This is a genomic window from Antarctobacter heliothermus, from assembly GCF_900188425.1.
In the GTDB taxonomy this organism is placed as follows: Bacteria; Pseudomonadota; Alphaproteobacteria; order Rhodobacterales; family Rhodobacteraceae; genus Antarctobacter; species Antarctobacter heliothermus.
In genome coordinates this window covers 21,229-37,478 of the sequence record NZ_FZON01000039.1, presented here as the reverse complement: position 1 = coordinate 37,478, position 16,250 = coordinate 21,229, and the positions used below count along the sequence as shown (strand labels likewise).

General features: G+C 64.1%; 18 protein-coding genes. 12 read left to right on the top strand and 6 right to left on the bottom strand.

Annotated elements, in window-relative coordinates:
- Positions 1–44 precede the first annotated feature (44 nt).
- The 3 genes from CHB90_RS17590 to CHB90_RS17580 all read right to left on the bottom strand — a co-directional run bounded on the left by CHB90_RS17590 (position 45) and on the right by CHB90_RS17580 (position 2,263).
- On the bottom strand, positions 45–497 hold the full coding sequence (locus tag CHB90_RS17590; protein WP_089279165.1) for a DUF3429 domain-containing protein: 453 nt from the start codon (positions 495–497) through the stop codon (positions 45–47).
- 63 nt (positions 498–560) lie between these two features.
- Positions 561–1,517, bottom strand: coding sequence for a 4-hydroxy-3-methylbut-2-enyl diphosphate reductase (ispH, locus tag CHB90_RS17585; protein WP_089279164.1), 957 nt, complete (start codon positions 1,515–1,517; stop codon positions 561–563).
- A 170-nt stretch (positions 1,518–1,687) separates the two neighbouring features.
- Entirely contained in the window at positions 1,688–2,263 is a 576-nt protein-coding gene (locus CHB90_RS17580) for a LabA-like NYN domain-containing protein (RefSeq protein WP_089279163.1), read from the bottom strand.
- Positions 2,264–2,399: 136 nt separating this feature from the next.
- Here CHB90_RS17580 and folK point away from each other — a divergent pair, with 136 nt between their 5' ends.
- The 8 genes from folK (at position 2,400) to CHB90_RS17540 (ending at position 9,210) form a co-directional block, all read left to right on the top strand.
- Positions 2,400–2,960: a 2-amino-4-hydroxy-6-hydroxymethyldihydropteridine diphosphokinase gene (folK, locus tag CHB90_RS17575; protein ID WP_089279162.1), complete on the top strand. Its 561-nt coding sequence runs from the start codon at positions 2,400–2,402 to the stop codon at positions 2,958–2,960.
- A gap of 94 nt (positions 2,961–3,054) precedes the next feature.
- Positions 3,055–3,408: a DNA-directed RNA polymerase subunit omega gene (rpoZ, locus tag CHB90_RS17570; RefSeq protein ID WP_089279161.1), complete on the top strand. Its 354-nt coding sequence runs from the start codon at positions 3,055–3,057 to the stop codon at positions 3,406–3,408.
- Positions 3,409–3,434: 26 nt separating this feature from the next.
- The gene (locus CHB90_RS17565) at positions 3,435–5,585 is read left to right on the top strand and encodes a RelA/SpoT family protein (RefSeq protein ID WP_089279160.1); all 2,151 of its coding nucleotides are present in this window, start codon (positions 3,435–3,437) and stop codon (positions 5,583–5,585) included.
- A 15-nt stretch (positions 5,586–5,600) separates the two neighbouring features.
- The gene (locus tag CHB90_RS17560) at positions 5,601–6,242 is read left to right on the top strand and encodes a DUF2062 domain-containing protein (protein WP_089279159.1); all 642 of its coding nucleotides are present in this window, start codon (positions 5,601–5,603) and stop codon (positions 6,240–6,242) included.
- Positions 6,243–6,475: 233 nt separating this feature from the next.
- Positions 6,476–6,940 carry a RidA family protein gene (locus CHB90_RS17555; protein ID WP_089279158.1) on the top strand — a complete coding sequence of 155 codons (465 nt, stop codon included), beginning with the start codon at positions 6,476–6,478 and terminating at the stop codon, positions 6,938–6,940.
- Positions 6,940–7,689: a glycerophosphodiester phosphodiesterase family protein gene (locus CHB90_RS17550; protein ID WP_089279157.1), complete on the top strand. Its 750-nt coding sequence runs from the start codon at positions 6,940–6,942 to the stop codon at positions 7,687–7,689. The genes CHB90_RS17555 and CHB90_RS17550 overlap by 1 nt, the downstream gene beginning before the upstream one ends.
- A gap of 34 nt (positions 7,690–7,723) precedes the next feature.
- A complete protein-coding gene (locus tag CHB90_RS17545; RefSeq protein WP_089279156.1) occupies positions 7,724–8,923 on the top strand; it encodes a GNAT family N-acetyltransferase in 1,200 nt (399 codons plus the stop codon).
- Entirely contained in the window at positions 8,920–9,210 is a 291-nt protein-coding gene (locus tag CHB90_RS17540; RefSeq protein WP_089279155.1) for a 4a-hydroxytetrahydrobiopterin dehydratase, read from the top strand. The genes CHB90_RS17545 and CHB90_RS17540 overlap by 4 nt, the downstream gene beginning before the upstream one ends.
- A gap of 124 nt (positions 9,211–9,334) precedes the next feature.
- On the opposite strand, the gene CHB90_RS17535 is transcribed toward CHB90_RS17540, so the two are convergent.
- A complete protein-coding gene (locus CHB90_RS17535; RefSeq protein ID WP_089279154.1) occupies positions 9,335–9,823 on the bottom strand; it encodes a peroxiredoxin in 489 nt (162 codons plus the stop codon).
- A gap of 81 nt (positions 9,824–9,904) precedes the next feature.
- Between CHB90_RS17535 and CHB90_RS17530 the strand changes: the two genes are divergently transcribed.
- A complete protein-coding gene (locus CHB90_RS17530; protein WP_089279153.1) occupies positions 9,905–11,110 on the top strand; it encodes an NAD(P)/FAD-dependent oxidoreductase in 1,206 nt (401 codons plus the stop codon).
- The gene (rsmD, locus tag CHB90_RS17525) at positions 11,107–11,667 is read left to right on the top strand and encodes a 16S rRNA (guanine(966)-N(2))-methyltransferase RsmD (RefSeq protein WP_089279152.1); all 561 of its coding nucleotides are present in this window, start codon (positions 11,107–11,109) and stop codon (positions 11,665–11,667) included. Before CHB90_RS17530 ends, rsmD begins: the two co-directional genes overlap by 4 nt.
- Before the next feature lie 40 nt (positions 11,668–11,707).
- Here rsmD and CHB90_RS17520 read toward each other — a convergent pair whose 3' ends face one another.
- Positions 11,708–12,751 carry a TRAP transporter substrate-binding protein gene (locus CHB90_RS17520; RefSeq protein WP_089279151.1) on the bottom strand — a complete coding sequence of 348 codons (1,044 nt, stop codon included), beginning with the start codon at positions 12,749–12,751 and terminating at the stop codon, positions 11,708–11,710.
- 251 nt (positions 12,752–13,002) lie between these two features.
- Here CHB90_RS17520 and CHB90_RS17515 point away from each other — a divergent pair, with 251 nt between their 5' ends.
- Complete coding sequence (locus CHB90_RS17515) at positions 13,003–13,983, top strand: MBL fold metallo-hydrolase (RefSeq protein WP_089279150.1); 981 nt, start codon at positions 13,003–13,005, stop codon at positions 13,981–13,983.
- A gap of 156 nt (positions 13,984–14,139) precedes the next feature.
- Positions 14,140–15,291 carry an HPP family protein gene (locus tag CHB90_RS17510; protein ID WP_245823286.1) on the top strand — a complete coding sequence of 384 codons (1,152 nt, stop codon included), beginning with the start codon at positions 14,140–14,142 and terminating at the stop codon, positions 15,289–15,291.
- 51 nt (positions 15,292–15,342) lie between these two features.
- Here CHB90_RS17510 and map read toward each other — a convergent pair whose 3' ends face one another.
- Complete coding sequence (gene map, locus CHB90_RS17505; RefSeq protein ID WP_089279149.1) at positions 15,343–16,152, bottom strand: type I methionyl aminopeptidase; 810 nt, start codon at positions 16,150–16,152, stop codon at positions 15,343–15,345.
- Positions 16,153–16,250: the final 98 nt, after the last annotated feature.

Genomic DNA, 16,250 nt, shown 5'->3' with positions numbered 1-16,250 from the left:
TGGTCTCGCCTTTTCGCGGCGGTTTCGCAAGAGCGGTGTTGTCGTCAGACCAGTACGATGACCGCAAGGCAGGCAACCACCAGCCCGGTCAACAGCAACCGCAGGTACATCCACCAACGCGGCGCCAGCCCCCAGCGCGCAAAGGCATAATCCAACAAGAGCAGCGCCAGAAAGCCGACAATCAGGTTCATCGCGGCGCGCGCTTCGCCGCCGCCCGTGGTGAAAAAGGCCCAGAGCGCGGGCAGGGTCGACAGCGCATAGCCGGTCGCGGCCTGTCGGCCCTCTGCCTTGGTCGCAAACCCCCAGAGCACGCCGGACATGAACGACAGGATCACGGCCCCGTAGAAGAGTTGCACATAGGGGCCGACAAAGCGCGGGCCGAAGGTGGCCAGCCCCCAGTCGAACAGGCCGGGCAACAGGAGTGTCAGCGCGCCCCAGACAAAGGGCACCACGCCGGCAAGGCCGAGGATCAGGGCGGAACGGGGGATTTGGGTCATCTGGTGCGGGCCGGTTGTGTCAGGTCGCGGTTGAGGTAGGCCATCACACGATGGCGGCCAGCCCTATGCGGGGACGCGCAACACGCGCGGCACCTTGAACTCCACGTTTTCCCTTGCGGTTTCCACCACGTCAACCGTCACGTCATAGTGGGCGCGAAAGGCGTCGATCACCTCGTCGATCAAAACCTGCGGCGCAGAGGCCCCGGCGGTAATGGCAACCGAGGTGATGCCGTCCAGTGCCCGCCAGTCGATGTCCGTGGCGCGCTGCACCAGTTGCGCATAGGGACAGCCCGCGCGGCGACCGACCTCGACCAACCGTCTGGAGTTGGACGAATTGGGCGCGCCCACCACCAGCAGCGCATCGGCACGCGGGGCGATGACCTTGACCGCCTCTTGCCGGTTGGTGGTGGCGTAGCAGATGTCCTCTTTGTGGGGGCCGACGATGGCGGGAAACCGCGCCTGAAGCGCCGCGACAATCCCGGCGGTGTCGTCCACCGACAGCGTGGTCTGGGTCACAAAGGCCAGTTGCTCGGGGTCACGCACCTGCACATCGGCGACGTCATCGACCGTCTCGACCAACAGCACCTCACCCTCGGGCAATTGCCCCATGGTGCCAACCGTTTCAGGGTGCCCGGCGTGGCCGATCATGATCATCTGCAGGCCGTTTTCAGAGTGGCGCGCCGCCTCGATATGGACCTTGGACACCAGCGGGCAGGTGGCGTCGACATAGACCATCTCGCGCCGTGCCGCCTCTGCCGGGACGGCCTTGGGGACGCCATGGGCGGAAAAGATCACCGGGCGGTCGTCCGGGCAATCCTCCAGCTCTTCGACAAACACCGCGCCCTTGGCACGCAGATCGTCGACGACGTATTTGTTGTGCACAATCTCATGCCGGACGTAGACGGGCGCACCCCATTTATCGAGCGCCATCTCGACGATCTTGATCGCACGATCCACACCCGCACAAAATCCGCGCGGCGCGGCCAGCAGCAGGGTGAGTGGTGGAAGGGGGGAGGACATCAGGGCACCTTTCCTCAACTGTTCAACGCAGACCTAGTGGCCGTGCAGCGCGAGGTAAAGGGTGCAGCGCCTTTGTCCGAGGCGCCAAAGACGGTCGGTGCCCGACCCGAGTGAAGGTCGGGACACCAATCGCAAGACGCGCCCACCACCGAGGGCAGGCGCATCCGGGATCACTTGCCAGTGGCAGCGACTTCAAAGTTGCGCTCGACCTGAACGTCGCGCGGCGGGCGGCCAATGACCTCCCGCAGTTCATCCAGTTCGATGAAGTTGTCGGCCTGGCGGCGCAGTTCGTCCGCGATCATCGGCGGCTGCGACCGGATGGTCGACACAACCGATACGCGCACGCCCTGACGTTGCAGGCTTTCGACCAGAGGGCGGAAGTCGCCGTCGCCGGAGAACAGCACGATGTGATCGACGCGTGGCGCCAGTTCCATGGCATCGACCGTCAGTTCGATATCCATGTTCCCCTTCACCTTGCGGCGGCCCTGACTGTCGGTGTATTCCTTCGCGGGCTTTGTCACCATGGTGAAGCCGTTGTAGTGTAACCAGTCCACAAGCGGGCGGATCGGCGAATACTCGTCATTTTCCAGTAGCGCTGTATAGTAGAAGGCCCGGACCATTTTGCCGCGACGCGCAAACTCCTGCCGAAGCAGCTTGTAGTCGATATCGAAACCGAGAGCTTTGGCGGCGGCGTAAAGATTCGAGCCATCAATGAACAGCGCAAGCCGTTCGTCCTTGTAGAACATAAAATTTCCTTTCGTCCAATCGGTCCGCCTGATCCGTGAGTGTGAGTGTGGTGGCGAACGCGTCGAAGTAGATTATGTTTTTTCCCGCGCTTCGCAAGGCGCGGGCAAGTCTCAGAAGAATAGTACGTTGGGTCAAATGGAGCAAGAATTCCTTATCGCGCTGGGGTCCAACCTTGGCTCAGAGGCGGGCGGACGCGGAGAGACCCTGGCCTCTGCCGTGGCCGCGCTGAACGCCGCCGGGGTGCGTCTGCGTCGGCTTAGCCGCTTTTACGCGACACCGTGCTTTCCTGCCGGAGCGGGACCGGACTATGTCAATGCCTGCGCTGCCGTCACCGGGCCGGACAGCCCCGAATCCCTGCTGCCCGTCCTGCACCGGATCGAGGCGGATTTCGGCCGAGAACGGCTGCAACGCTGGGCCAGCCGGTCGCTCGACCTTGATCTGTTGGCGGCGGGCGATGCGGTGCGACCGGATCAGGGCACCCAGACCCGGTGGCGCACGCTGCCCCCTGAGGCACAAAGCCGCAACACCCCTGACCGTCTGATCCTGCCGCATCCAAGGATGCAGGACAGGGTGTTTGTCCTGGTGCCACTGGCCGATATCGCGGCGCACTGGCGTCACCCGCTGACCGGGGACACGGTGGCGCAAATGCTGGCCGCCCTGCCCCGGCAGGATCGCGCCGAAGTACGGCCAATCTGATCCGCACGGCCTGGGGTATTGCCCTTGTCAATCCTTGGGTCGCGCGTTATGTCAAGTCTTTCTGAGACCCTCAAGACAGGAAACGGAGCACTCTATGGCCCGCGTGACGGTAGAAGATTGCGTTGACAAGGTCCCGAACCGGTTCGAACTGGTGATGCTGGCCGCACATCGTGCGCGCGAGGTTGCAGCCGGTGCCGCCATCACGGTGGATCGTGACAACGACAAGAACCCGGTTGTCGCCCTGCGCGAGATTGCCGAAGAGACCCAGTCCGCCGATGAACTGCGCGAACGCCTGATCGAGTCGAACCAGACCCAGATCGAGGTGGACGAGCCCGAAGAGGATGCCATGGCGTTGCTCATGGGCACCGAGGCGGACAAGCCCCAAGAGGACGACATGTCCGAAGAAAAGCTGCTGCGCGCGCTGATGGAGGCGCAGGGCCAGGGCTGATCCCGGTTCGGCGGCGGTGAGGTGACATGATCTCGGCAGAAGACCTCGTTGACCTCGTTCGCACCTACAACCCCAAGACCAACGCGAAGTTGATCCTCGCGGCCTATGAGTATGGCCGCGAGATGCATGACGGGCAGTCCCGCAAGTCGGGCGAGCCCTATTTCAGCCACCCGGTGGCGGTGGCGGCGATCCTGACCGAGCAACAGCTTGACGACGCCACCATCGTGACTGCGCTGCTGCACGACACCATCGAAGACACGCGGTCGACCTACGCCGAGGTCAAAGAGCGATTCGGGCGCGAGGTTGCCGACCTGGTCGATGGCGTCACCAAGCTGACCAACCTCCAGCTTTCCAGTTCCGAGACCAAGCAGGCGGAAAACTTTCGCAAGCTGTTCATGGCCATGTCCAAGGACCTGCGCGTGATCCTTGTGAAGCTGGCCGACCGGCTGCACAACATGCGCACGATCCGCGCCATGAAGCCTGAAAAGCAGGTGCAAAAGGCGCGCGAGACGATGGATATCTTTGCGCCGCTGGCCGGACGTATGGGTATGCAGTGGATGCGCGAGGAACTGGAGGATCACGCCTTTCGCGTGCTCAACCCCAAGGGCCGCGACAGCATCATCCGTCGTTTCATCACCCTGCAACGCGAAACCGGCGACGTTGTGCAGCGGATCACCTCTGACATGCGGCACGAGCTGGAAAAGGCCGGGGTCGAGGCCGAGGTCTTTGGCCGCGCAAAAAAGCCCTATTCGATCTGGCGCAAGATGCAGGAAAAGAAGATCGGCTTTTCCCGGCTGTCCGATATCTATGGCTTTCGCGTGATCACCCGGTCCGAATCCGACTGTTACGGCGCGCTGGGCGCCATCCACCAGCGCTGGCGCGCGGTGCCGGGCCGGTTCAAGGACTACATCAGCCAGCCCAAGACCAACGGTTATCGCTCGATCCACACCACCGTGTCGGGCCGCGATGGCAAACGGGTCGAGGTGCAGATCCGCACCCGCGAAATGCACGAGGTCGCAGAGACCGGCGTGGCCGCGCATTGGTCCTATCGCGACGGGGTGCGGGCGGAAAACCGCTTTGCTGTGGACCCCGCCAAGTGGATCACATCGGTCACCGAACAGCTGGACGCCGAAGAAGATCACGACGCCTTCATGGAGGCGGTCAAGCTGGAGATGTATTCCGACAAGGTGTTCTGCTTCACGCCGCAGGGCGACGTGGTCAAATTGCCGCGCGGGGCGACACCGATCGACTATGCCTATGCGATACACACGCGGATCGGGTCCAAATGCGTCGGCGCCAAGGTTGACGGCATCCGGGTGCCGCTGTGGACCCGGCTGAAGAACGGCCAGTCGGTCGAGATCATCATCGCCGAGGGGCAGGCCCCGCAGGCCACATGGCTGGACATGGCCACAACCGGCAAGGCCAAGGCCGCGATCCGGCGCGCCCTGCGTGAGGCCAACAAGGAACGCTATGCCAAGCTGGGCCATGAACTGGCCCGCGCCGCGTTCGAGGCACGCGGCAAGAAAGCCACCGACAAGGTGCTGGAAAAGGCGGCGGCGACCTTGCGGCTGGAAGATACCGAAACCCTGCTGGCCCGGCTGGGCAGCGCCGAGCTGACCTCTTCCGAGGTGGTCGAGGCGGTCTATCCCAACCTCGCGATCCGCGACGGCGGCGAGATCGAGCTGAAAAAGGCGGTTGTCGGCCTGGAACACGGGCAGGGCTTTGAGCGCGCGCGCTGCTGTCAGCCGCTGCCGGGCGAACGCATTGTCGGCCTGGCCCATCGCGGCAAGGGGGTCGCGGTTCACGCCATCGACTGCGCCGCCATGGCCCGCCACGAGGACCAGCCCGACCGCTGGCTTGACCTGCATTGGGCCGAGGGCAAACACCCGGCGGTCTACACCGTGTCGCTGGACCTGACGATTGGCAACGATGCCGGGGTCCTGGGACGCATTTGCACATTGATTGGTGAAACGCGGGCCAATATCTCTGATCTGAACTTCATAGACCGTAAACCGGATTATTACCGTTTGATGATGGATGTAGACCTCAGGGATGCGGAACACCTGCACTCACTGATTTCCAACCTTGAGGCAGAAAGCAATGTCGCCTCGGTCGAACGGCGGCGGGATCCGGCGCTGGAAACGGCACCTGGGGCCGCAGCCGAAGCGGCAGAATAGGCAGAAAGGCACAGTTTGGTCTTCAAGCGACGCGACAGACGGCCATTGGGCCGGATCGTGCTCGAAGTGCTCTGGCCGCGTGGCGGCTGGGGACGGGCTGCGCGCTATGTCCAGTTGCGCCTGAACCGCCTGCCAGACCCGCCCGAAAGAATTGCCCGCGGCATTTTTGCCGGGGTCTTTACCACCTTCACGCCGTTCTACGGGTTTCACTTTGTGTTTGCGGCCATTCTGGCCTGGATCATGCGCGGCAACATTCTGGCCGCGATCCTGTCCACCTTCTTTGGCAATCCTTTGACCTATGTGCCGATCGGTGTCGTCGCGATGAAGTCCGGCTATGCCTTGCTCGGACTGAGGGGGAGCGAGGACCACGGCAGCATCGGCAAGAAATTCGTCAAGGCGGGCGAAGATCTGTGGGACAATTTCTATGCGCTTTTCACCCCGGACAGGGCCGATTGGAACCACTTGAGCATCTTCTACGATGAGGTGTTCTTTCCCTACATGATCGGCGGCATCATTCCCGGCATCGTGGCCGGAACCATTGCCTATTATGTGTCCCTGCCACTGATCACCGCCTTTCAGAACCGCCGCAAGGGGGCGATCAAGGCAAAGCTGGCCGAGCTGAAGAAAAAGAAAAAGCTGGGCAAACAGGCGGATTGACGCGCTGGGCGCTGGCAGGCGGCACGTCCCGTTTTGCGGCGCGGATAGCCCCGGACCAGATCGGGTGCCCCCGTGCTCCGATGCGCGTCGATCGGCCCCAGCAACATGGGTATTTGGCCAGAGAAGAAACGCAAGGACCCGGCGGCCAAAACCGCGGTCCTCCGTAGGGCCGAGGGCGCTTGCACGTCTGCCTGCCCGCCGTTAGCGTGACGCCAAATCCAAGGGAGCACACCATGTCCAACGCCATTGACGCCCGCCTCGCCGAACTCGGCCTCACCCTGCCGGACGCCCCGGCGCCCGCAGCGAATTATGTGCCGTATGTCATTGTCGGCAATCTTGTCTTCGTGTCGGGGCAGATCAGCATGAACGCCGACGGTCTCATCACCGGCAAGATCGGCGCCGACCTGACCGTCGAAGAAGGCGCTGCCGCCGCCAAGACCTGCGCGTTGAGCCTGCTGACGCAGGCCAAGGCTGCGTGCGGCGGGGATCTCAGCCGCCTCAAACGCGTGGTCAAACTGACCGGCTTCGTCAACTCCACCCCCGATTTCGCAGACCAGCCCAAGGTGGTGAACGGCGCCAGCGACACGCTGGTCGAGGTTCTGGGCGATGCGGGGCGGCATTCACGCTCTGCCGTGTCGGCAGGCGCGCTGCCGCTGGGCGTCGCGGTCGAGATCGAAGGCATCTTCGAGATCGCCTGATGACACCGCTGCCGCCGGTTTTTCTGGACCGCCCGATTGCGCACCGCGCCCTGCACGGCGCGGGCCGCCCTGAAAACTCGCGCGCCGCCATCCGGGCCGCGGTCGATGCCGGGTACGGCATCGAGATTGACGTCCAGCGCTCAAAGGACGATCAGGCGATGGTCTTTCACGACTATGCGCTGGGCCGTCTGACCGGGTCCAACGGCCCGATACAGCAGCGCGATGCCGCCGATCTTGCGCAACTGACCCTGATCGGCGGCGACGAGGGCGTGCCGACATTGGCCGAGGTGCTGGAGACTGTCGGCGGTGCCGTCCCCGTGCTGGTCGAACTGAAGGATCAGGACGGGCGCATGGGGCCGAATATCGGCCCGCTCGAACAGGCGGTGGCCGGGGCCGTGGCAGGGTATGGCGGGCCTGTCGCCTTCATGTCCTTCAACCCGCATTCGGCAGCGGAAATGGCCCGGCTCTGCCCGGACCGCCCGCGCGGTTTGACCACCTGCGCCTCTACTGCCGACGATTACCCGACCGTGCCCGCCGAAATCCGCGACCATCTGCGCACCATGCCGGGATTGGCCGAAATGGGGGCCAGCTTTATTTCCCACGACCACCACGATCTGGACAGCCCGCATGTGGCCACCCAAAAGGCGCGCGGATTGCATGTGTTGTGCTGGACGATCCGCTCGCCCGCGGAAGAGGCAAAGGCGCGGCGCATCGCCGAGAATGTCACCTTTGAAGGGTACACCGCTTGATCGCCGCGCGCGCGATGCCAGATTGACAGGTGCCATGACGGATCAGCGCCCGACCCCCACAGTCACCATCGACGTCCTGACCTCGCTGTCGCAAATCGCGCCCGAGGTCTGGGATGCCTGCGCCTGCCCCGAGGCGGCGGACGGCGGACGCCCGGACGATCCCTTTACCACGCACCGCTTTCTCAAGGCGCTGGAGGACAGCGGTTCCGTGGGCCCCGGCACCGGCTGGGATCCGCGCTACTTGCGGGTCGAGGCAGACGGCGAAACCATCGCCGTCGCGCCCCTCTATGTGAAATCGCACAGTCAGGGCGAATATATCTTTGACCACAACTGGGCACATGCCCTGGAACAGGCAGGCGGCGACTACTACCCCAAACTACAGATCGCGGTGCCCTTCACGCCCGCCACCGGGCGGCGCTTTCTCACCAAACCGGGGTTTGAGGTGACAGGCCTGTCGGCGCTCATTCAGGGCGCGGTGCAGATCGCCTCCGACAATGACCTGTCCTCGGTTCACGCCACCTTCTGCACCGAAGGTGAGGCCATCGCGGGCGAACAGATCGGCCTGATGCGGCGCACCACGCAACAGTTCCACTGGCAAAACCACGGCTACGCCGATTTCGACGCTTTCCTTGCCAGCCTCAGCTCCCGCAAACGCAAGTCCATCCGCAAGGAACGCGCCCGCGCGCAGGCCTTTGGCGGCACCATCGAAGTCCTGACCGGGGATCAGATCCGCCCCGAACACTGGCAGGCCTTCTGGGTCTTCTATCAGGACACCGGCAGCCGCAAATGGGGCACGCCCTACCTGACACGGGCCTTTTTCGACCTCGCGCAGGACCATCTGCGGGACGACATTGCACTGGTCATGTGCGCGCGCGATGGACACTACGTTGCGGGCGCGTTGAACTTCATCGGCCGCGACGCGCTGTTCGGCCGCTACTGGGGCTGCACCGAGGATCACCCCTGCTTGCACTTCGAGGCATGCTATTATCAGGCCATCGACTTTGCCATCGCGCAGGGGCTGGCCTCGGTCGAGGCGGGCGCGCAAGGCGAACACAAACTGGCGCGCGGCTACCTGCCGCGCCCGACACATTCGCTGCACTGGATCGGCAATCCCGGCTTTGCCGATGCCGTCGCCAAGTATCTGCAAGCCGAACGTCGGGCGGTGGATGAGGACATCGAAATACTCACCGCCTACGGCCCTTTCCGCAAGGACAGACAGGAGGAACAAGAATGACCGAGAAACTGTCAGACACCGCCCGCAAGACGGTACTCGCCCCGCTGCTGGACAATGGCTGGTCCATGGTCGAGGGCCGCGATGCGATTGCCAAGACCTTTGAGTTCGAGGACTTCACCCAGGCCTTTGCATGGATGACCCGCGCCGCCCTCTGGGCCGAGAAATGGGACCACCACCCGGAATGGTTCAACGTCTACAAGACGGTAGAGGTCACCCTCAGCACCCATGACGTCGGCGGCCTGTCTGCATTGGACGCCAAACTGGCGCGCAAGCTGGACAGCCTCTGAACCGCACACGGCGTCTTCTGGCCAAAAATATCCCGGGGGTGAGGCCGCAGGCCGAGGGGGTGATGCTGCAAGCATGCCTTTGGCATGACGGTCCCCCCCCTCTCCTGCCTTTCCGCGATGCGCCTCAGATCGCGGCCAGCAGCGCCTCACCGCCCGAGGTCTCACACACGCCTGGGCTTTCCTCCAGATGCAGCACCCGCACGGTGCCGTCGTCGACCATCATCGCATACCGCTTGGACCGGTCATAAAACCCGGCCGGCGGCGCGGTGAACGCAAGGCCTATCGCCTTCGTGAACTCCGACGCCGGGTCGCCCAGCATGGTGATCCCCGCGTCCGTGGCCCCCGTCGCATCGCCCCATGCGGCCATCACAAACGGGTCGTTGACCGACAGGCAAATGACCTCATCGACGCCTTTGTCGGCAAACCCCGCGCGCGTGCGGATAAAACTCGGCACATGGGCACTGGTGCAGGTGCCGGTATAGGCGCCCGGTAGGCCAAAGATCACCACCTTGCGGCCCTTGGTCAGATCGCTCAATGCCACCTGTTCGGGGCCGTTGTCGCCCATACGCGCCAGAGTGGCCTCTGGCAGGCTGTCGCCTTCTGAAATCGTCATGTTCCTGTCGCTCCTTGGAATTGCGTTCCCAAGGACAGACTGTAGTTTGTCCGCGAAGAATGAAAACCGGGTGAGGGCGAAATGAGCGACGTTGTTGTGATCGGCGCGGGACAGGCGGCGGCCTCTTTGGTGGCGCGGCTGCGGTCCAAGGGGCACGAGGGCAAGATCACCCTGATCGGCGAAGAACCGTCCGTCCCCTACCAGCGCCCGCCGCTGTCCAAGGCCTACCTGCTGGGCGAGATGGAGCTGGAGCGCCTCTACCTGCGCCCCGAGGCTTATTATGCCGAAAACGGGATTGACCTGCATCTCTCGGAGACCGTCACCGCCATCGACCGGGGGGCCAAACAGGTCATCGCCGGGGGCGCGTCCATTCCCTATGACCATTGCGTGCTGTGTACCGGATCGGTGCCGCGCCGCCTGCCCGCCGCCATCGGCGGCGCATTGGACGGCGTGCATGTTGTCCGCACGTTGAAGGACGTCGATGACATGGTCCCCGCCTGCACCTCGGGCAAGCGCGTGCTGATCGTCGGCGGCGGCTACATCGGGCTCGAGGCGGCGGCGGTCTGCGCCAAGCTGGGCCTGACCGTGACCCTGGTCGAGGCGGCAGAGCGCATCCTGCAACGGGTCGCAGCGCCGGAAACCTCCGCCTGGTTCCGTGACCTGCACAAATCGCACGGCGTCGACCTGCGCGAAGGCACCGGGCTGACACGCCTGATCGGCGACAGCCATGTGACCGGCGCGGAACTGGCGGATGGCACCACGCTGGCGGTCGACATGGTGATCGTCGGCGTCGGCATCACCCCCGCCACCGCCTTGGCCGAGGGCTGCGGGCTGGAAATCGACAATGGCATCGCGGTCAACGCGCACGGGCAGACCAGCGACCCGGCAATCTGGGCGGCGGGCGACTGCGCCAGCTTTCCGCAACGCGCCGCCCGCATGCGGCTGGAATCCGTCGGCAACGCCATCGACATGGGGGAACTGGTGGCCGACAACATCATGGGCGCGAACCGCGACTATACCGCCACCCCTTGGTTCTGGTCGGATCAATACGACGTGAAACTGCAAATCGCCGGGCTGAACGCGGGTCATGACCGGGTTGTGGTGCGCGAGGACGGCACCGCCCGCTCCCATTGGTACTATGGCGGCGACCGCCTGCTGGCGGTGGACGCGATCAACGACGCCCGCGCCTACATGGTCGGCAAACGCCTGATCGAAGCGGGCAAAAGCCCGGCACCAGAGGCCGTGGCCAACCCGGACATGGACCTCAAAGCCTTGCTCAAGGCGTGAGGATCATCGCGGGGGATTGGCGCGGGCGGCGGCTGGCGGCGGTTGGCAAGGGCGACGCGGGCGCGCATCTGCGCCCAACCACGGACCGCGTGCGCGAGGCCCTGTTCAACATGCTGGCGGGCGGGCGCTTTGGTGATCCGTTTGACGGCGTGCAGGGGCTGGACCTGTTTGCAGGCACCGGCGCATTGGGGTTGGAGGCGCTGTCGCGTGGCGCGGCACATATGACCTTTGTCGATGACGGGCGCGTTGCGGGCAAGCTGATCCGGGACAACATCCGCACGCTGGGCTGTGGCGACCGGACGAAACTCATCTCCCTTACCGCCACCCGCCTGCCTGCTGCGGACACCCCCTGCGGGCTGATCTTTCTCGACCCGCCCTATGGCAAGGGTCTGGGCGGCCACGCCCTGACCTCGGCGCGGGCCTCGGGCTGGATCGCACCAGAGGCGCTGGTGGTCTGGGAAGAACAAAGCCCGCAGGAGGCACCTGCGGGTTTCAATGTGTTGGAAACGCGCCGCTACGGCGACACGCATGTGACCTTGCTGCGCGCGCAGGGCTAACGGCGGGAGGCCCCGGCGCAAGGCCGGGGCGCGGGTGCGCTCAGGAACCGTCAGCCTTTGCGGCGGCGGCCATCATCGCGCGGGCATCCTCGACCAACTCAGCGGCGGGCAGGCCCTTGTCCGTCTTCTCGGCGATCCACTCGGCAATCACCTCCTCGCCCAGCGCCTTGATCCGGTCGGTTTCCACATCGGACAGCGTGGCGATCTGGTTGCCTGCGGCCTCCATCACCAATTTGCCCTCGGCGTCGCCGGTGTCATGCGCGCGCCCCGCCCATGCCGAGGCCATCAGGCCAGAGTTCGCGTCAATCACCGCGCGCAGGTCGTCGGGCAGACCCTCATAAACGTCCTTGTTCATTGCCCAGATGAAATAGAGGTTGTAGAGCGAATGGTCGCCCGCAACATCCGTGTGGCTGTCCGTCAGCTCATCCAGCTTGAGCGAGGGCGACATTTCCCATGTGATCACACCGCCATCGACCACGCCCTTGGCCAAGGCGTCCGGGAAGGCGGGCACCGGCAGTCCGACCGGCTCTGCCCCCAGCTTCTCCAGCAACAGCGTGGCAGGCCGCGACGGGCCGCGCAGCTTGAGCCCGCCAAAATCCTCAACCGTCTCCACCGCCGGTCCCGTCTTGTGAACCAACCCGCGCCCGTGCATGTGCGCCGCGATCAGGTGCACATTCGCAAAATCATCGGCGAGGTATTTCTGCGTGAAATGCCACGCGGCAATCGACGCCTCTTCGGCGGATTTTGTCACCATGAACGGCAATTCCAGCACCTCTGCCTCGGGAAAGCGGCCCGCTTGGTAGCCGGGGATCACCCAGCCACCGTCAATCACCCCGTCCTGGATCAGGTCGAACTGATCCGGCGCGCTGCCTCCCAACTGCATGAACGGATAGATCTCGACCTTGATGCGGCCATCCGACTCCGCCTCGACCTTTTCGGCCCAGGGTTCGATGAAATGCTTGGGGTTGGCCGAGTTCGGCGAGACGAAATGCTGAAAGCGCAGGGTCACGTCCTGAGCGATGGCGGTGCTGCCCAACAGGCTGGCGGTCAGCACCAGCGCGGCAGTGCGAAAGGGATGTGTCATAGCGATCTCCTTTACGGATCGGGTCATGCCGCAATGCGGCGACGGCCCTGACATACGGGGCGGATCGGCGGCCTGCAACGGCACGACAGCGAGAAAATGCCGCAGATCACGATTTAACCATATGGTAAAAAACAATTTTCCAGAACCGCGCGGAATTTCGGTCCGGGTTTTCCTCTGGACGTATTGCACTGGAATTTTCGCCTTTGGGTGATATCTTCCTATTCAAATCCATGAATGACTGGGAGGTTACCATGTCCATCTTTCGCCCCTCGCGCCGCGAAATCCTGAGCCTTGCGGCCACCGCCCCGGCGCTGGCCCTGCCCGCGCTGGCCGCCACAAAGGCCCGCGCGCAGACGTTGGGCGGTCCCGCTGCGGCCAATCCGGCGCATTTCCGGTTCCAACTGGGAGACGTGGTGCTGACCGTGGTCTCTGACGGCCATCTGGAGGTGCCCGCCAACGGGCTGGGCGTGAACGCCGACCCGGCAGAGGTCACCGCCTTTCTGGAAAGCTATTTCCTGTCGACCGAGGTCAACTATTCCCACACCAACCATCTAGTGATCGAAACCGGCGACGCGACCGTTCTGGTTGATGTCGGCTCTGGCAATCGGTTCCAACCGACCTCTGGCCGCCTGCTGGACAACCTCGACAGTGCGGGCATCGACGCGGGCGCGATCACCCATGTGGTCATCACCCACGCCCACCCGGATCACATCTGGGGCATCCGCGATGATTTCGATGAGGCGATCTTTCCCGACGCGGCCTATTACATCGGCGGAACAGAGCGCGATTTCTGGCTACAGGACGACCTGGTGAACCAGGTTTCGACCGACATGCAGCAGTTTGTCGTCGGCGCGGTGAATTCGTTGAACGTGGACGGGGCCGAGTGGTCGCTGATGAACGACGGCACAGAGATCGTGCCCGGCGTCCGGGTGATCGACACCCCCGGTCACACCCTGGGCCACATGTCGGTGGTGATCGAGTCCGGCGGCAAGCAGTTGATCGCCCTCGGCGACAGCATGAACCACGCCTGGATGAGCACCGCCCGCCCCGAGTGGGTCAGCGGCTTTGACATGGACGCGGACCAGACGGTGGCCACCCGCAAACGCCTGCTGGACATGGCGGCAGCGGACCGGATGGCGGTGCTGGGCTACCACTTCCCCTTCCCCGGCGTCGGCCATATTGCCCGCGATGGCGACGCCTATCGCTTTGTCCCGGCGCTGTGGCAGTGGTGACACCCGGACGCTGACCAATGCAGGGCGGCGCGCTGGCCTGACCACGCGCGCCGCCCCGAAACCGCCACCGTCAGGCAGGACGCATTGGACCGTCGGCAGGTTGCACTTTTCACAAACCGATGAAAGTTTGCGCGAATCCGGCACGGAGGCGCGCAATTGCTCATTCTGAAATCACTCGGCCCCGCCGTTGCCCGCGTTTCGGGCATCGAGGCCATGCGGGCCGGGCTTGGCGCCCTGATCGGACTGGGGCTGACGGGCCTGTTTGTGCTGTCGCCGCAGGTCGATCCACAATTGGGGCTTTACCTTGTGGCGCCGTTCGGGGCGACTTCTGTCCTGCTATTCGCCGTGCCGAACAGCCCATTGGCACAACCCTGGTCCGCGATAGTCGGCAATACGGTTGCGGCGCTCGTGGGGGTGGCCGTGTGCCTTGTGGTGACAGACCCCGCCTTGCGGATCGCGCTGGCCGTCGGCCTCGCCATCACCGCAACGATCCAGTGCCGTGCCATCCATCCTCCGGCGGGTGCGGTTGCCATGACGGCGGCCATGTCCCCCGATGCCGTGGCGCAACTGGGTTTCTGGTACGCCCTGGCGCCCATTGCCACCGGGACCATCACCCTTGTCCTGCTAGCCACGGTTTATGCGCGGCTCACCGGGCGGCATTATCCGTTCCGGCAGTTCGACGATCCCAGCAAACACGGGACAGAAGACCGCAACCCAACGGAACGTCTGGGCCTGTCCGAAGCAGAACTGACAAACATCCTCGAGCGCTACAGCCAGTCCTTCAACCTGGGTGTCGAGGATCTGGCCCGGCTGATCGGCGCGGCAGAACTTCAGGCCGCCACCCATGCCTCTGGGCCGCTGACCGCACAGGACATCATGTCCCATAACCTCATCACAGTCAGGCCAGAGACGGCGCTGAATGAGATCGCGGATCTGATCCGGAGGCATCGGTTCACGTCCCTGCCTGTCGTCGGTTCGGATTCAAGGTTTCTGGGCGTCATCTTTCAGATCCACCTCATCGGCATGGCACGGGACGACGCGCAGCGTCTGGATCGGCGGTTTGGGGCCGCGCTTCGTCGGCTGCTGGATCGCGACCGCGAAAAACCGATGAACGCCGCCAATATCATGAGCGTTGCCGGTCCCCGCGCCACGACCCACACCCCCATCGGGGCCTTGCTGCCGATGATGGCGGACGGGGATACCGATGCCGTGCCCGTCCTCGAACACGGAAAAATCGTTGGCATCGTCACACGGACGGACCTTATCGCAGCGCTGTCGCGCAGCGCGGCGCGCACCGCCAGCGCTTGACGCGAACCCGACTAGCACCGGCGCGCATGCCCGCACACAGCGCCGCCTGTCTCAATACGTCGGGTGGAACGTCCCCGCAGGCGACAGGGTAAAGATCTCGGCCCCGTCCGCCGTCACGCCGACGGAATGCTCGAACTGCGCCGACAGCGATTTGTCCCGCGTCACCGCTGTCCAGTCATCGGCAAGCACCTTGGTTTCCGGGCGGCCCAGATTCACCATCGGCTCAATGGTAAAGAACATGCCCTCTTCCAGCACTGGCCCGGTGCCTTGGCGGCCATAGTGCAGCACGTTCGGCGGCGCGTGGAACACCGTGCCCAGCCCGTGACCGCAGAAATCGCGCACCACCGACATGCGGTTGGCCTCGACAAAGCTTTGGATCGCATAGCCGATGTCGCCAAAGGTATTGCCCGGCTTGACCGCCTCGATCCCCTTCATCAGCGAATCGTGGGTGACCTGCAGCAGGCGCTCTGTCTTGCGGCTCAGCTTGCCCGCGACATACATCCGGCTGGTGTCGCCAAACCATCCGTCGACAATGACGGTCACATCGATATTCAGAATGTCGCCATCCTTCAGCGTCTTGTCGCCGGGGATGCCGTGGCACACGACGTGATTGACGCTGATGCAGGTGGCGTGCTTGTAACCCTTGTAGCCGATGGTGGCCGATGTGGCCCCCTCTTCGGTCACGCGGCGTTCGACATAGGCGTCGATTGCGCCCGTGGTCTGGCCCGGCGAGACAAGCTCTGCCACCTCGTCCAACAGTTGCGCGGCAAGGCGGCCCGCCTTGTGCATACCCGCAAAATCTGCGGGCGTGTGGATGCGGATGCCGTCGCGGGTCACTCGATGTCCAGCCTTGTCTTTCACGTCTTTTCCTCTGGTCTTTGGCCCTATTTAGCGGCCTGCGGCGGGATTTGCCAGTAGTGGGCAACAGCTTTGCAGGGGCCGCCGTGGCGCTCCGGCAT

What these genes read in the sequence shown, in the direction of transcription:
- CHB90_RS17590 (WP_089279165.1), bottom strand. Translation starts at nt 497, where the DNA reads ATGACCCAAATCCCCCGTTCCGCCCTGATCCTCGGCCTTGCCGGCGTG.
- ispH (WP_089279164.1), bottom strand. Translation starts at nt 1,517, where the DNA reads ATGTCCTCCCCCCTTCCACCACTCACCCTGCTGCTGGCCGCGCCGCGC.
- CHB90_RS17580 (WP_089279163.1), bottom strand. Translation starts at nt 2,263, where the DNA reads ATGTTCTACAAGGACGAACGGCTTGCGCTGTTCATTGATGGCTCGAAT.
- folK (WP_089279162.1), top strand. Translation starts at nt 2,400, where the DNA reads ATGGAGCAAGAATTCCTTATCGCGCTGGGGTCCAACCTTGGCTCAGAG.
- rpoZ (WP_089279161.1), top strand. Translation starts at nt 3,055, where the DNA reads ATGGCCCGCGTGACGGTAGAAGATTGCGTTGACAAGGTCCCGAACCGG.
- CHB90_RS17565 (WP_089279160.1), top strand. Translation starts at nt 3,435, where the DNA reads ATGATCTCGGCAGAAGACCTCGTTGACCTCGTTCGCACCTACAACCCC.
- CHB90_RS17555 (WP_089279158.1), top strand. Translation starts at nt 6,476, where the DNA reads ATGTCCAACGCCATTGACGCCCGCCTCGCCGAACTCGGCCTCACCCTG.
- CHB90_RS17550 (WP_089279157.1), top strand. Translation starts at nt 6,940, where the DNA reads ATGACACCGCTGCCGCCGGTTTTTCTGGACCGCCCGATTGCGCACCGC.
- CHB90_RS17545 (WP_089279156.1), top strand. Translation starts at nt 7,724, where the DNA reads ATGACGGATCAGCGCCCGACCCCCACAGTCACCATCGACGTCCTGACC.
- CHB90_RS17540 (WP_089279155.1), top strand. Translation starts at nt 8,920, where the DNA reads ATGACCGAGAAACTGTCAGACACCGCCCGCAAGACGGTACTCGCCCCG.
- CHB90_RS17535 (WP_089279154.1), bottom strand. Translation starts at nt 9,823, where the DNA reads ATGACGATTTCAGAAGGCGACAGCCTGCCAGAGGCCACTCTGGCGCGT.
- CHB90_RS17530 (WP_089279153.1), top strand. Translation starts at nt 9,905, where the DNA reads ATGAGCGACGTTGTTGTGATCGGCGCGGGACAGGCGGCGGCCTCTTTG.
- CHB90_RS17520 (WP_089279151.1), bottom strand. Translation starts at nt 12,751, where the DNA reads ATGACACATCCCTTTCGCACTGCCGCGCTGGTGCTGACCGCCAGCCTG.
- CHB90_RS17515 (WP_089279150.1), top strand. Translation starts at nt 13,003, where the DNA reads ATGTCCATCTTTCGCCCCTCGCGCCGCGAAATCCTGAGCCTTGCGGCC.